At 45.2% G+C, this 14,502-nt stretch carries 12 protein-coding genes and 1 pseudogene; 3 read left to right on the top strand and 10 right to left on the bottom strand.

What is annotated here, in order from left to right; translation table 11 throughout:
* Positions 1-214 precede the first annotated feature (214 nt).
* On the top strand, positions 215-343 hold the full coding sequence (locus E5329_RS32155; RefSeq protein WP_275443206.1) for a transposase: 129 nt from the start codon (positions 215-217) through the stop codon (positions 341-343).
* A gap of 10 nt (positions 344-353) precedes the next feature.
* On the opposite strand, the pseudogene E5329_RS32150 reads toward E5329_RS32155, so the two are convergent.
* From E5329_RS32150 to E5329_RS11150, 3 genes and pseudogenes are all read right to left on the bottom strand, one after another.
* Positions 354-527 (bottom strand): annotated as a pseudogene (locus E5329_RS32150) (FMN-binding protein); the annotation flags it as partial.
* Between the two features lie 292 nt (positions 528-819).
* A complete protein-coding gene (locus E5329_RS11155) occupies positions 820-1,083 on the bottom strand; it encodes an NAD(P)H-dependent oxidoreductase (RefSeq protein WP_275443198.1) in 264 nt (87 codons plus the stop codon).
* Positions 1,080-1,727, bottom strand: coding sequence for a TetR/AcrR family transcriptional regulator (locus E5329_RS11150; RefSeq protein WP_135989611.1), 648 nt, complete (start codon positions 1,725-1,727; stop codon positions 1,080-1,082). The genes E5329_RS11155 and E5329_RS11150 overlap by 4 nt, the downstream gene beginning before the upstream one ends.
* Before the next feature lie 317 nt (positions 1,728-2,044).
* Between E5329_RS11150 and E5329_RS11145 the strand changes: the two genes are divergently transcribed.
* On the top strand, positions 2,045-3,268 hold the full coding sequence (locus tag E5329_RS11145) for a 6-phosphofructokinase (protein WP_330572105.1): 1,224 nt from the start codon (positions 2,045-2,047) through the stop codon (positions 3,266-3,268).
* Between the two features lie 87 nt (positions 3,269-3,355).
* On the opposite strand, the gene E5329_RS11140 is transcribed toward E5329_RS11145, so the two are convergent.
* The 7 genes from E5329_RS11140 to E5329_RS11110 form a co-directional block, all read right to left on the bottom strand.
* Positions 3,356-4,237, bottom strand: coding sequence for a ZIP family metal transporter (locus E5329_RS11140; RefSeq protein WP_135989609.1), 882 nt, complete (start codon positions 4,235-4,237; stop codon positions 3,356-3,358).
* A 55-nt stretch (positions 4,238-4,292) separates the two neighbouring features.
* On the bottom strand, positions 4,293-5,207 hold the full coding sequence (locus tag E5329_RS11135; RefSeq protein ID WP_135989608.1) for an alpha/beta hydrolase: 915 nt from the start codon (positions 5,205-5,207) through the stop codon (positions 4,293-4,295).
* Between the two features lie 67 nt (positions 5,208-5,274).
* On the bottom strand, positions 5,275-5,943 hold the full coding sequence (locus tag E5329_RS11130; protein ID WP_135989607.1) for a DUF6320 domain-containing protein: 669 nt from the start codon (positions 5,941-5,943) through the stop codon (positions 5,275-5,277).
* Positions 5,940-7,217: a hypothetical protein gene (locus E5329_RS11125; protein ID WP_135989606.1), complete on the bottom strand. Its 1,278-nt coding sequence runs from the start codon at positions 7,215-7,217 to the stop codon at positions 5,940-5,942. Before E5329_RS11125 ends, E5329_RS11130 begins: the two co-directional genes overlap by 4 nt.
* Positions 7,218-7,242: 25 nt before the next feature.
* Positions 7,243-10,047, bottom strand: a complete 2,805-nt coding sequence (locus E5329_RS11120; RefSeq protein ID WP_135989605.1) for a response regulator — start codon at positions 10,045-10,047, stop codon at positions 7,243-7,245.
* 25 nt (positions 10,048-10,072) lie between these two features.
* Positions 10,073-12,127 carry a glycoside hydrolase family 31 protein gene (locus tag E5329_RS11115; RefSeq protein WP_135989604.1) on the bottom strand — a complete coding sequence of 685 codons (2,055 nt, stop codon included), beginning with the start codon at positions 12,125-12,127 and terminating at the stop codon, positions 10,073-10,075.
* Between the two features lie 41 nt (positions 12,128-12,168).
* Complete coding sequence (locus E5329_RS11110) at positions 12,169-13,488, bottom strand: aspartate kinase (protein WP_135989603.1); 1,320 nt, start codon at positions 13,486-13,488, stop codon at positions 12,169-12,171.
* A 279-nt stretch (positions 13,489-13,767) separates the two neighbouring features.
* On the opposite strand from E5329_RS11110, the gene E5329_RS11105 reads away from it, so the two are divergent.
* The gene (locus tag E5329_RS11105; RefSeq protein WP_135989602.1) at positions 13,768-14,502 is read left to right on the top strand and encodes a LytR/AlgR family response regulator transcription factor; all 735 of its coding nucleotides are present in this window, start codon (positions 13,768-13,770) and stop codon (positions 14,500-14,502) included.

Here is a 14,502-nt window from a genome sequence, read left to right as displayed (position 1 = left end):
GAATAATCAAAACTCTCTGCCGAAAACATTTTCGTGACAGAGTTACGCCACCCAGAGCAAATGATTTCCTGTTTCACACAGAAAGCGGCTCTGCCCGAACAATAACTTTTTACCTCATAAGAGACAAGCCGTCACTATTGTGAATAGTGGCGGCTATTTCTTTTTCCCTTGCAAATCTGATAAATCAAATTAGCAAGGGCAACAATGAGTATTCCTGGTTTTTAATCTTGACTCAACCTCACTCCATACTTACAGCAAACAGGAGGGCGAAGCCTTCCATTATCACTATCAGACCCACAGCTATCATCCACTGCTGTGTTTTGAGCGCTTAATTCTCCTATGAGCGCATTTTCAACAGCTTTTTTAATGACAATGCTCGAATTCGTCGCACCAGAGATTGCATCAACATCTATCTTCTGTTCCTCAATTATTTTTTCTATGACGGTTTCTGCAGCTTTGCCACGCTCATGCCTATGCTCCAAAATGTTAACACTTACAATTTTTCCATTTTCCACAGTAACTTTCACTTTGGCATATATAAAATTCACATCATACTCTCCAATATTAATTCCATCGGAAACATTGGCAACATCAATTTCATCAAAAGCAGTTTCCTTTACGACTCGTTTATACTCAGCAACTTTTTTTAGGTAAACTGCTCCCAAAATGAACGCAGCATGGAAAAGAACTACGATAATAACTGAATTTATTCTCTTTTTGCATATTCTGATTTCAAATGCCTCTCAATCTTTCTGGCTATCCGCTTTGGCAGCTCTTTTTTAGAAGCTGCGCCTGCATAAACAACTTTTCCTATTGGTTTCATTCCTGCCGTCTTAAAGAATTCATCCATATTGCGATTGCCCCTTTACTTTGTCCTGATATCCAAGAAAAAGGAAAGGGAGTATTGCAGGAAGTCAAAATCATATATTTTTTCCCTTGCAGGTGCGGCTTGGGGAAAGTGCTTGTTTCTTCCATGGCCGTTCCTAATAAGCGGTCAAATAAGTTTTTTACAGAAGCAGGAACATTCGCCCAATAAATTGGAGCCGCAAGAAGAACTATTTGGCATACATAAATCTTGTTCATGGTAAGTTCACTCCTTCCTTTTCAATTGAACGGTACAACATATCAAAACCGTACTCTAAAAATTCAATTTTAGATAAGTGCATTGTTTTTTCAATATATTCTTCTTTATTTGCAGCTAACTGGATAAGTCCTGACAGCATGCCCCAAAAATGAAAAATAGCCGGCATGATTTTTATATCATCACGCAAATCGCCTTTTTTCATGCCACTCACTATAAAATCCTTTATTTTTTCATTTATTTCTTCCCCGATTTGATAGGTTTCTTTTTCTTCAGGCAAATAGTTCTGGCTTTCAAAATCAATGTTTATTTTATCTAACGCCATTCTGAAATAAAAAGGAAATTCTTCTTGGTATAGAACTAATCCCCGGCAAATCAAATCATATCTCGTCTTTGTTTCCTCCTGCCGCTCCAACGCAGAAGTGATATAACTGCAAAGCTTTTTCATGCTGTCTAATACTAAAAAGCCAATAATTTCCTCCTTGTTCTCAAAGTACACATATAATGTTGCTTTACTATATCCGGCCACTTTTGCTATATCATTCATGGAAGTTGCCGTAATCCCTTTCTCCATAAACAATGCAGACGCGGCGGCTGCAATATTTTCTCTATGTACGCTTTTGGGTTCTTTTTTTCTGCGAGCCATATGTTTTTCTCCTTTCAACAATTAAACCTATGGTTTAATTATATTTTCTAGACATAATTTTGTCAATCCGGTATGCTCTGAAGCTATTTTGCTGTTCTGTCCATTCTAAGGTGTCTTCTTCTTTTAGGCATCATACCCTGTGCCTGTCGAGGTCAGCAAGGTAAGTTATATTTTCCAATCTGCGTCGTCTTATTGTTTTACCCAGACAAAAGTTTACCAAACGATAAAATGATCCTATTTTTCAAACAAAAACGTATTTGCCATTTCCGCAGATCTATTATAGAATTACCATATACTATTAAAAAAGGAGAATTGAAATGAACAATTGTATTGTAGCCCAGTCCGGCGGTCCCACCGCCGCCATCAACGCCAGCCTTGCAGGAGTCATTCAGGGCGTCCTTGACCATCCTGAATATGATCATATTTACGGCTCACTCAACGGAATTACCGGAATTCTGGAAGAACGTTTTCTGGATTTGACCGAAACCTTCCGGCAAAAAGAAAACCTCGAACTTTTAAAAGTAACCCCCGCCATGTATCTGGGCTCCTGCCGATACAAGCTGCCCAAAATGGAGGAGGATATTGCCACATATGAAACTATTTTCCGTTTTTTTGAAAAAATGGAAATTTCTGCGTTTTTCTATATCGGCGGAAATGACTCCATGGATACCGTGGACAAGCTTTCCGCATACGCCGCCAAAATACAGAGTAACGTCCGTATGATCGGCATTCCCAAAACCATTGACAATGATCTGTGTGTGACAGACCACACTCCGGGATTTGGTTCTGCCGCAAAATATGTAGCGGCCTCATTTCTGGAGATTTTCCATGATACTGTAATTTACACTCCCAAAAGCGTTACCATTGTGGAAATTATGGGGCGGGACGCAGGATGGCTCACCGCCGCCTCTGTACTGGCCCGGAATGAATATTGCGCTGCGCCCCATCTGATTTATTTGCCGGAATCGGCCTTTGACAAAGAAGCTTTTCTAAAAGATGTCGGCAGGCTTCTGGAACAGTACAATAACGTAATTGTTGCTGTTTCTGAAGGAATCTGTGACAAAGACGGAAACTATATCAGCGCTTCCACCGGCGCCGTAGATAATTTCGGACACAGCCAGTTAAGCGGCGCCGGAAAAACACTGGAATATCTGGTGCAGGAGCGGCTGGATGTAAAGGTGCGTTCCATTGAGCTGAACATCCTTCAGCGGTGCGGCGCCCATATGGCTTCCCGCACCGATCTGGAAGAATCCTTCTGCCAGGGGCGGCACGGCGTTTCTTGCGCCGCTCAGGGAAAGACCGGTCTGATGGTAACAATTCAGCGTACAGGCAGCCAGCCCTATCAGGTTACCTATGGCTCCTCCCCGGTGTGTGAAATCGCCAACCAGGTAAAATCCGTACCAAAAGAATTTATAAATGCTGCCGGAAACGACGTGACCCCGGAAATTCTTCCCTACCTGCAGCCGCTGGTTCAGGGACAGCCGAAGATTGCTTTTGATCAGGGAATCCCCCGCTATCTTCCTGTGCCGCATTTATTGTAACACACCAGAGATTTACCCCCAAGGCTGCAGGATTGTGAAAGAGCAGGATTCCCTCCAAAACCTCAATTACTGCAGCACAGCAACGATTTACCCCAAGGCCACATCCAATATCATCATAATCAGAAATCCCGCCATAACTCCAATGGTTCCCACATTGGATGTTTCATCCGGCTGGGCCTGGGGAATCAGTTCATCTGCCACCACATAAATCATAGCGCCTCCGGCAAAAGCCAGAAGCCAGGGCATGAACCGAACCACAGATGCCGCAGTGAAAAACACAAGAATTCCTGCAAGGGGTTCCACGATCCCAGAAAGGCATCCTGTCAGAAATGACTTTCCCACACCTGCCCCGGACTGCCGGACAGGCAGAGAAATAGCTGCCCCTTCCGGGAAATTCTGAATGCCGATTCCTGCCGCTAGGCCGATGGCGGAAGCCAGATACGCCGGATCTTCCGGATGCTGCCCGGCCAGGACAAAGGCAAGCCCCACTGCCATTCCTTCCGGAATATTATGGGCCGTTACTGCCAATACCAAAAGCTTCGTTCCCGCCTCTTTTTTCTGCAGACAGGGATTCGCCATTGCCGGCTGCCCTATGGCAGCGCTTTCACAGGAACGGATATCCCCAGAAGATCGGTTCAATCCGCAACGCCCTTCTGCCAGACAGGCGCCATGCAGCCAGGAAAGCGTCTTATCCACCAAATACAAAAACACGCCGCCCAGTACAAACCCCAGTGCAGGCGGAAACCAGGGGGACATTCCCTGTTCCTGACTCTGCTCTATGGAAGGGATCAAAAGGGACCAGACGGAAGCCGCCATCATCACCCCGGAAGCAAACCCCAGAAACGCCCGGTTCATCTTGTCGCTGATGGCTCCCTGGAAACAAAATACCACTGCCGCCCCCAGTGATGTCATAAGAAAAGTAAATCCGGTGCCTCCAAGCACCTGCAAAAATATATTCAGATTAATCATAAAAACTCCAGAACTGCATTTCATAATTACAGTATGCAGTCCCGAAGTTTTTGTTTCATGTTCCGGTTACCACTTCAAAATACCTGCCGATTTCCCGCCAGGCGTCCTTGGATTCCGGCATCATCATCATTCCCATCTGAAACACATGGAACATCCCCTCATAAATGCTCAGGCGCACTTTCACCCCCTGCTTTTTGGCTTTATAAGCCACTCCCACAGAATCGCTTAAGAGCATTTCCACGGAGCCCGCCTGAATCAGCATAGGGGGAAATCCCCAGTAATCCCCAAACATCGGGGAAATATAAGGCTCCTTGGGATTGTGGCAGCCGATATACTCCCGATTATAAATCAGGCTGTCCCTGGTATTCCCAAACAGGGGATCTCTTTCATAATTATCCTCATAGGAGGGTCCGCTGGCAGTCAAATCGGCCCAGGGGGACATAAGAATCAGCCCGCCGGGAAGCCGTCTGTTCTGATCCTTCAAATACATGCAAAGGGCCAGCGCAAGGCCGCCTCCTGCAGAATCCCCCGCTACAATAATCTGCCTGCTGTGCCAGCCGGCTTCTTTCAGCCAGCCAAAGGCTTCCACCGCATCCTCTAAAGCCGCCGGGTAAGGATCTTCCGGCGCAACCCGGTAGTCAATGGTCAATACGCTCATGCCCTTGCTGACTTCACAATACAATCCGGCAAAGGAACGATAAGCGTTGCGCATGGCCCCGATATAACCGCCGCCGTGAAGCTGCAGAATCACATAATCATTTCTTGGCGCCTCTCTGCTGCTCAAATATTCCATTCGAAACCGGGGAAGCTCAATCTCTTCCATATAAAAGCAGTCGGGACACCGCCACTTTGGCTCCACCAGCTTCTTGCGCAGCTCCCCGGTTTTAATTTTTCTCCCAATCAGGTTGTCATTGGTCACATGGGCAATCATCTCACGGATCACCCTGCCCATCACGCTGACTTCTCCCATAGCCTGTCCTTTCTAACATAAATAAGATTTCCATTCCACACACAAAAGCTTCCGTTCCTCTCTGATTTTACACATGGAACCTCCGTTTCAATTCCGTCTTCGCCTTCCGGTCGCCGAAAATCAGCGTACCAAGAAGCAGGCACAGGGATACCGCCAAAGCCGCCAGAGAAAACAGGGGTTTTGTAATTACAGCGAACCTCCACAAAATCATACAGACCACAGAAGCAACCGCCGTAAGGATCTGCATCAGGATGTAGCTCTGCCAGTTGGAGGCGTTTACAATCATAAGTGTGGCAATGGTTCCATTCAACAGAAGAATTGCTCCGGGCAGTACATAATTCACAGACCAGCCCCGGTATCCCACAATATAATCTGCTGCAATTACCAGAAGCACCGCTCCGATCACCTGTGTCAAAATCACGCTCTGATATCCCCGGTTTTTCTGAAGAGAGTATTTCAAAGTAATATAAAAATATAAAATGCAAATTCCCGTAACAGCCGACCACCAGACTCCATGAAAATACAGATAATTGAACACTATCAGGGCCGCCTCTGACACAATAGCCAGAAAACTATATAGACGCACAATAAAACTCAGCTTACGGGAAACAGATTTTACATCGGGATACCCGGTGCTCTGCTCCTGTTCCCCTGACGTCTCCAATACACTGCTGCACAGTGGACAGATTGCTGTGTCATCCAGGATTTCTACTCTGCATTTTTTGCACTCTTTCATTCGTTATAAACTCCATTCGTCTCTATTTTCACCGGTATTCCATCCTCCGAAAGCCTTCGGAAAAATCCACGCTGTATGGACACATCCGCCAGATTGCTGGTGATGGTAAAGACCAGCGTATCCTGATAGGAGCAGATGGTTCCCTTAATATTCTGTCCCTCAGACATGGATAAAAAGGCCCGGAAGCCCTCAATATATTCCTGATATTCCTCCCTCACCTGAATATTGCCGATGTTGGTCACCGTTGTGGTATTGGCAAGGGCGCTGTTGTGATAGACATGGCGCATAGCAATATTTTTCAGAAAAAGGGGAACTGCCCTCAAAATAAAATTCTTCTCATTTGACACATTATAGGCAAAGAGATTCTCCAGATTCTCCCGGTTGATCTGGCTGCGCAGGCTATCCGACACAATCTCCACTACCTCCGAAAAAGTATAGCTTTCTTTCTTGGGATGAAACACCGCCGACACAATCACAAAGAAATTTTTCATGGTAATGGAGTCAAAATAGGGACGAAGATTCACCGGAACACAAGAACTGAGCGGCCGCTTGCCGGGCATTCCATGAAGGCACTCCTGATAAATGCTCCACAAAAAAGCTGCCACCAGATACTCATTGATGGACACATGATAAAGATTACACGCCTTTTTCAGCTCTTTCACCGGCATAAATCCATGCATCACTCCAAGCTCTGAAGGTCTTAGCTTCTCACCCTTTACGTGATAAGCCCGTTCCGTTTTATAGCCCTTTTTATGGCTTTTTTTGTAATTTTTCAGATAACTGTCCTCCCGGTTCAGGGAAGTGTCGCTGCAAAGCCCATCCCCCATTTTCTCCTTCAGATCAGGATGGGCCAGCCGAAGATACTGGTAGGTCAGCTCCTTTAAAAAGGTAATCCCTCCTATGCCGTCTGTCAGCACGTGAAAAACCTCCAGATTAATTCTGTTTTTGTAATAATTCACCCGAAACAGATAATTGCTGTTCCGGTTTGGGGAAATATACTGACAAGGATAACGGTATTCCTCCTTCACCTCTGGCGCCGGCTTCTGATTTGTCTCAAAATAATACCAGAAAACCCCGTACCGCATCCGAACCCGAAACACCTCAAACCACGGCAAAACCTTTTCCAGCGCCTGCTGCAGAAGCACCCTTTGAATCTCCTCTTTCAGGACAACGGAAATACGGTATACATTGCTCATACTTTCTCCTGCAATCACGGGAAACAAATGCGCCGTATTATCCAGTTTATCCCATTTAATTTCTCTTTTCTCTGACATATTGCAAACCCCACAATCTGCTGCCTTAAGACAGCCATTTCGACAATATCTTAGTCAGGAGCTGAATATCAATGGGTTTCGCCAAATGATCATTCATTCCCGTATGTATTGCTTTCTGCACATCCTCCGAAAAGGCATTGGCTGTCATTGCCACAATGGGAATGCTTTTCGAATCCTTCCGGCGGCTGTCCCGAATTTCCTTTGCCGCCGTGTAGCCGTCCATCACAGGCATCTGGATATCCATAAAAATAATGTCAAAATATCCTTCCTCCCGGCTCTGAAAGATTTCAACCGCCTCTTTTCCATTGAAGGCAAGAACCACTTCCAGTTCAAACATTTTCAGGATTTCCGTTGCAATCTCTATATTTAGCTCGTTATCCTCCACCAAAAGCACCTGTTTGCCAGGGAAGGTAACCATTTCCGCTTCTTTTTCTTCCTGTATTTCCTCCTGTTTCTGATGCTCTTCGCTCTGCAGAGGCAGAAGCAGCGTAATAACAAATCTGGAGCCTTTATTCAACTCACTTTCCACCTGGATCGTTCCCTGCATCAACTGAATCAGATTATAGGCGATGGGCATGCCAAGGCCGGTTCCCTCCATACTCTCCACTCTTGGGTCTCCGGAACGTTCAAATGGTTCAAAAAGTTTCTTCTGAAATTCCTCTGACATACCGAATCCATTATCCTCAATGATAAACCGGTAATGTCCATAATTCTGATGCAGAGGATCAAGCTCTTCTACCTGAAAGCAGATTCTTCCGCCTTTTTGCGTATATTTTACGGCATTTCCCAGAATATTATGAAATACCTTCTGCAGACTCAGATGATCTCCCATTACTTTCCGGTTCTTTACGGCCATACTTAACGTAAGCTTCTGCTGTTTTTCTTCCGCTTTTGTCTGAGAAATGGTCATTACCTCTTCCACCAGCTCCGTCAGATCAAAATCCTCAATGACAAGATTCATTTTGCCGCTTTCAATCCGGCTCATATCCAGCACTTCATTTACCAGATTTGTCAGATGATGGCTGGCAATTTTTATCTTATTCAGACAGTCCGAAACCCGCTCCCTGTCGTCCATATTCGCTTCCGCAATGGCCGTCATCCCCACAATAGCATTCATGGGAGTACGGATATCATGACTCATTTTACTCAAGAATTCGCTTTTGGCCCGGTTGGCCTGTTCTGCCGATTCAAAAGCCTTCTGCAGCGCCGCCTTATTGTCTGCTTCTGCCTGAATCTGCAGTTCAATGTCCCGGACACAGACAAACAATTTCGTATGCTTTTCATCAAAATATCGGACGGTAATCAGCTTATGCCGGTTCCCATATTCCTCATTGCCTGTAAAATAATACTGCACTGCCTCCTGAGTCTGTTCTATCTGTTCCAGAACTCTTTGCAGCGTCACCCGGTTCCTGAAAAATTCTTTGTCTCTTTCGCAGATAAACAGATCGATAAAACGCATCTTAATCTCTTCAAATTTTCCCTGGCCGATGCTTCTTCTGGGATTGATATGCCTGGCAACCTTAACCTCCGTATTGCCGCTGTTCACATCAATAATGCCGATTCCATCATATTCCGAATCTACGGTAAATTTATACAGGGACTGATATCGCTCATTCTCCAGCTCCATCGCACGCTGCCTGGTTAAATCTTCAATAATTCCCACTGCAAATACAGTATTCCCCCATTCGTCAAATCTCACACTGGACATGCTGCATTTGCACCAGAATTTCCCCCGTTTTGCACTGTAATAAAAATAATCGTTCTTTCCTCCGTCCCGGATAAATTCATGAACCCGACAAAATAACTCGTAATATTCCATATCTACCAGATCTTTTGCAAAATCATGCTTCACATCCAGATATTCCTCTTTGCATCCGTAATACCTTGCTGTCTGTTCCGGCAGAAGAATCTTTTCCTCCTTGGGATAGTAAAAATATTCAAAAATATTCGTATTTTTCAAAGACATCCGAAGGATTTCCATATTTCCTTCAAAGCGGTTCTCCAGGTATTTCTGATATTCCTTTTCCTGTTTCTTCTGTTCGTCAATGTCCTGGATTGCAATCAATACCCTCCGATCCTGAGGGGCTCTTGTCACAAAGTAGCAGGTAAAGCTGACCCAGCGGTATTCTCCCTGGATCTTTCTGCGGTATTCCCGAACAAACTTTCTGTTCCCCTTCTCCTGCTGCTTCTGCAGATTTTCCAGACTGATTTCTCTCTGAAGCTGCTCCCGATCCTGCGGGTGATAAAACTGAACGATGTTCCATACGGCGCTTTCCATGCCAGGCCCGCCTGTTAAAATAGTTTCCCCTTCCTTCGTAAGATGGAGGGGATGAATCTTGCCCTTGTCTATTTCCAGCAGCATAACGGAAAAATATAACTCTTTCAAAGAGACCAGCATGGACTCATTAAAGCTGCGCAACTGCTCCGTTTCCTTTTTCAGGGAGACCATCTCTGAAATATCCTGATGGTATCCCCAGAGCCGAAGCCCGCGGGTATAATCCTGATCCAGCGTTCCGCCGCAGCGCACATACATTTTTCCTGTTACAGGATGATACCAGCCATAACTGATTTCTCCATGCTGTCCCTGAGCCATGGTCTCTACCGCTTTCTGCACCAACCCCAAAGCAGATTTTTCAATCCTGCTGTACCAGTGGGCATAGCATTCCTCTGGGGTTGGAGTTTCTTTCAGGCCCAGCAGCTCCAGCATTGCCCGGTCTGCATACATCCGTTCCTGCCTGCCTTCCTCTATCTCAATAGACCACAACCCTACTTTGGCGTCATAAAGGATATGGTTCATTCTGATATTTTCATCAAACATTCCATTTTCCATAATAATTCCTCATATCGAACTTCTTTTATTCCGCTTTTACATGCAGCTTCTTCACATGGGCCGGATTCTCATAATCTTTACTGTAACCATCATCCTGGTACAGCTCATATTCTGCTGATTTCGTAACAAAATGCAGTAATTTCAATTCTTTTTCTTCCGTTTCTTCCAAATACTGCCCCGGCTGGGTATAAGGCACAATTTTCTCCGGCCGGATAAAAAATACAACTTCCTCCAATGGCGTCTCTATATAATAATGGCCCTGTTCCAGAACTTCCGTTTGAATCTGTTCCATAGACGCAAGGCGCACCAGCTTCATGGGTTCCGGCAGATAGACATATCTTCCCCTGGCATTCTGGGTATATACCGGCGCGATCATAATGCTCTCTCCCACCAGAAGCTGATCCTCCACATCCTTTGCATATTCATCCTCCGGATAAACAAAGGCCAGCGGCAGAAACATCATTTCATCCCGCAGCGCTGCCTTCATATATTCGCTGTAAAGGTAGGGCGTCAGGCCATAGCGGACGCCGATCAGGTTCCGAAAAGCTTCTTTCCTAGTAAACTGATAGCACTCCTGTTCTCTGGTTCCCAGTGCGGCGTGATTACGCATCAGGGGCGTAAAGATTCCAAGGGCCATCCAGCGCAGCAGCAAATCCTCTGTTGTATCAGCGCCGAATCCCCCTAAGTCCGCCCCGGTATACAAAAAACCGCACATGTTCAGTGAAGGAAGCATCTTAAGATTTAAAAGCAGATGGGACCACCAGGATTTGTTGTCTCCCATCCAGATTCCGCCGTACCGGTGCATGCCGATGTAGGAAGATCTGGAAAAAATCAGAATCCTCTTATCCGGCTCTAACTCCTCAAAGGCTTCTCCTGCCGCTCTTGTCATACCAAACCCATAGAGGTTGTGCACTTTGTCATGACGTATGGACTTGCCCTCCATATTATGATAAAAGCTCTGATAATCTTCTGGATTATTTGCCAGTTCGTTCACCTGATCCCGGAATTCAAAAATTTCCCACATATCCATATTCTGGCATTTCATGGACTTTAATTTCTTCACAACCCCTTCTAAATTCTGCTCCGAATAGAAAATGGCAGGCTCATTCATATCATTCCAGAACCCTTCGATTCCCTGATCCAGAAGTGATTTATAGTTTCTGCCGAACCACTTCCTTGCCTCCCTGTTCAGCACATCGGGAAAATGGACTTTTCCCGGCCATACAGCCCCTACAAATTCTTTTCCTGACTGGTCTTTGCAGAAATACCCTTCCTTTACTCCCTCTTCATAGACATCATATCCCTCTTCGATCTTCACGCCTGCATCAATAATAGGCACAAGATGAATATGCTCCCTTTTCATCTCCTCCACAAATGCAGGAAAATCAGGAAACCGCTGCTGGTTTACCGTAAAATCTTTAAATTCTTCCATATAGTCAATATCCAGATATACCATATCCAGGGGAATCTGATTCTTGCGGTATCCCCGGACCACGGTGCGGATATCTTCTTTCGTCTGGTATCCCCAGCGGCTCTGCCCGAACCCAAAGGCCCATTTCGGCGGAATATAGCTTCTCCCAATTAGTTTCCGAAATCCCTTCACAATATCAAGGACGGTATCCCCCTCCAGAATATAAAGATCCAGATTCCAGTCCTGAGGCATGATGCGGATCTCATCCATCCGCTCATATCCCATATCCAAAACCAGCTTCCCCGGATAATCTATAAACATACCGAAGGTCTGGGCGCCGTTTACCACAAAGAAATTATGGGCGCCGTACAAAGAACGTTTCTCTTCGGTATGATTGGGATCATCGGAACAATTGCTCTCATAGATCCAGCCCCGCTTATTAATTCCTCTGACATTTTCTCCCAGGCCATAGATTCTGTCCTCCTGTCCCATCCGATACCAGAGCTCATCTCTCTGCACCATCGTCTCCTGGGCGTCTCCGTCTGATTTCAGCTCCATCTGCTGAATCCGTTCAAAATAGGGAAGTTCCCCTTTCTCTATGGGAACCTTTTGTACCACTGCCTCTGTATTAATTGGATTTCCAATGGAAAATCTGCGAATTTTACTCATAGCTCCTGCTCCTTCCTGCTATTTTCGCAAGCCAAACGTCCCTATATCTGCGTTACCACAAAAATATCGTAAATCGCCCGGATTGCCTCCTCAAAATCACTGTTCTGGACGCCGATAATAATATTTAACTCACTGGACCCCTGATCGATCATTTTCACATTTACATTTACATGGGCAAGGGCGGAAAAAATCCTTCCTGCCGTCCCTCTGGTAGATTTCATGCCCCGGCCCACCACAGCGATAAGGGCCAGGTTGCCTTCCAAATCAATGCTGTCCGGCTGTGCCAGACGATGGATGGCTGACAATACCTGCTGTTCTTTTCCCTCAAATTCCTCCTGGTGAACAAATACCGTCATGGTATCTATGCCGGAAGGCACATGTTCAAAAGAAATTCCATGCTCTTCAAAGGCTGACAGCACCTTTCTGCCGAATCCAACCTCCGCATTCATCATATCCTTATCAATATTGACCGCCACAAATCCTTTCTTCCCTGCAATTCCGGTAATGGTATAATCCGGCTGCCGGCAGGTGCTCTCCACAATCAGCGTTCCCTCGTCCTCTGGGGCGTTGGTGTTGCGGATATTGATAGGAATTCCCTCCTTGCGCACCGGAAATACTGCATCCTCGTGAAGCACGGTAGCTCCCATATAGGAAAGCTCCCTGAGTTCTCTGTAAGTAATAACCTTAATCACTTCCGGTTTCTCAATAATCCTGGGATCTGCAATCAGAAATCCTGAAACATCCGTCCAGTTCTCATAAATATCTGCCCGGACTGCCTTGGCTACAATAGACCCTGTAATATCGGAGCCGCCTCTGGAGAAGGTTTTGACGGTGCCGTCTTCTTTCGCTCCGTAAAATCCTGGGATGACTGCATATTCACAATTTTCCAGCCTTCGGGACAAAATTTCATCGGTCTTATCCGCATCAAATTCCCCGTTTTCTTTAAAGACAATCACCTCTGCTGCATCTATAAACTCAAATCCCAGATAATTCGCCATAATAATGCCGTTTAAATACTCCCCACGGGAAGCCGCATAATCCGCTCCGGCTTTCTGCCTGAAATTCTCTGCAATCACTTCAAATTCCTTATTCAGAGAAAAGTTCATGTTCAATCCATTAATAATGGCGTCATACCGCTCCTGAATCTTTTTCAGCAGAGACATAAACTTTCCTTCCGCTTCTGCCAGCTCATAACACTGATAGAGCAGATCCGTCACCTTCGTATCCTTGGCGTTGCGCTTTCCCGGCGCGCTTGGCACCACATATCTGCGGCTCTCATCGGAACGGATAATTTTTCCAACCTTTGCAAACTGGCCTGCGCTTGCCAATGAGCTTCCTCCGAATTTCACTACTTTTGTCATTTTCTCACTCCACAAAATAAGGTTCTCCCTTATCTTCCTTTCTTCTGATTCTTCTTTTCAACACTGTATTATAATCAGAGTGTATTTTACCACAAAATCACCAGAATGAAAACTTATTTTTTCGTTTTCCAAGATTACAGGTTCCTAAATGAACATTTACTACAGGCTTGCTTTTTGTATCAATCTATATTATAATATCGACATATTTACAATATCACATACTGCAAAATAAAAATAGCCTTACGGCCTGTTTTGCAGTATTTTTTTGAGGAAAAGTACATGAAAATTACAATCTGCGATGACAACATGAAAGACCTGGCAAGAATAGAGCAGTTGATTGCAAACTACAGAACGCTTTATCCGGGAAATGATTTTGAACTGGAAAAATATACAGACCCTTCTCTCCTGTTTCGGAAGATCCAGGAGAAACGCCTGTCTGACATTTATATTCTGGATATCATTATGAACGGAACAACCGGCATTGACATTGGAACTCTTTTGAAGGATTCCGGCAAAAACGCTGTCATTATTTACACAACCTCCTCGGATGATTTTGCACTGGACGCTTACGGAGTCCATGCACTCAGATACCTTCTGAAGCCAGTACAGGAACAGACTTTTTTTGAAGCTCTAAGCTTTGCTTTAACCCAGAAAAACGGCGTAAAGGACCCCATCTTTCCGGTGAAAACCAAAGATGGGCTGATATCCGTTCCCTTTTCCAAAATAGAATATATCGAGAACTCCTCCCGTATGCTGCGCATCCATCTGACAGACCGGACTGCCATAACCAGCATTTTTATACGGAAATCTTTTGAGGAGGAAATCAAAGAGCTTACCCGGGAAAAAGGCTTCATGCAGGTTCATAAGTCCTTTCTTGTAAATTTCAGCCATGTCCAGAAATTGGACGGAACCAGCATTATCATGAACAGCGGCGCAGATATTCCTATCAGCAAAAAGAATACTTCAAACGTAAAGAGACAGTATCTTTTGTTCATTTCATCCGAGTACAGGTAG

Origin of the sequence: Petralouisia muris (genome assembly GCF_004793545.1) — a bacterium.
In the GTDB taxonomy this organism is placed as follows: Bacteria; Bacillota; Clostridia; order Lachnospirales; family Lachnospiraceae; genus Petralouisia; species Petralouisia muris.
The sequence above is the reverse complement of the archived record's forward strand: the minus strand, read 5'-3'. Positions and strand labels throughout refer to the sequence as shown.

What these genes read in the sequence shown, in the direction of transcription:
- E5329_RS11140 (WP_135989609.1), bottom strand. Translation starts at nt 4,237, where the DNA reads ATGATTAATCTGAATATATTTTTGCAGGTGCTTGGAGGCACCGGATTT.
- E5329_RS11130 (WP_135989607.1), bottom strand. Translation starts at nt 5,943, where the DNA reads ATGAAAGAGTGCAAAAAATGCAGAGTAGAAATCCTGGATGACACAGCA.
- E5329_RS11105 (WP_135989602.1), top strand. Translation starts at nt 13,768, where the DNA reads ATGAAAATTACAATCTGCGATGACAACATGAAAGACCTGGCAAGAATA.
- E5329_RS11125 (WP_135989606.1), bottom strand. Translation starts at nt 7,217, where the DNA reads ATGTCAGAGAAAAGAGAAATTAAATGGGATAAACTGGATAATACGGCG.
- E5329_RS11150 (WP_135989611.1), bottom strand. Translation starts at nt 1,727, where the DNA reads ATGGCTCGCAGAAAAAAAGAACCCAAAAGCGTACATAGAGAAAATATT.
- E5329_RS11120 (WP_135989605.1), bottom strand. Translation starts at nt 10,047, where the DNA reads ATGGAAAATGGAATGTTTGATGAAAATATCAGAATGAACCATATCCTT.
- E5329_RS11115 (WP_135989604.1), bottom strand. Translation starts at nt 12,127, where the DNA reads ATGAGTAAAATTCGCAGATTTTCCATTGGAAATCCAATTAATACAGAG.
- E5329_RS11110 (WP_135989603.1), bottom strand. Translation starts at nt 13,488, where the DNA reads ATGACAAAAGTAGTGAAATTCGGAGGAAGCTCATTGGCAAGCGCAGGC.
- E5329_RS11145 (WP_330572105.1), top strand. Translation starts at nt 2,045, where the DNA reads ATGAACAATTGTATTGTAGCCCAGTCCGGCGGTCCCACCGCCGCCATC.
- E5329_RS11155 (WP_275443198.1), bottom strand. Translation starts at nt 1,083, where the DNA reads ATGAACAAGATTTATGTATGCCAAATAGTTCTTCTTGCGGCTCCAATT.
- E5329_RS11135 (WP_135989608.1), bottom strand. Translation starts at nt 5,207, where the DNA reads ATGGGAGAAGTCAGCGTGATGGGCAGGGTGATCCGTGAGATGATTGCC.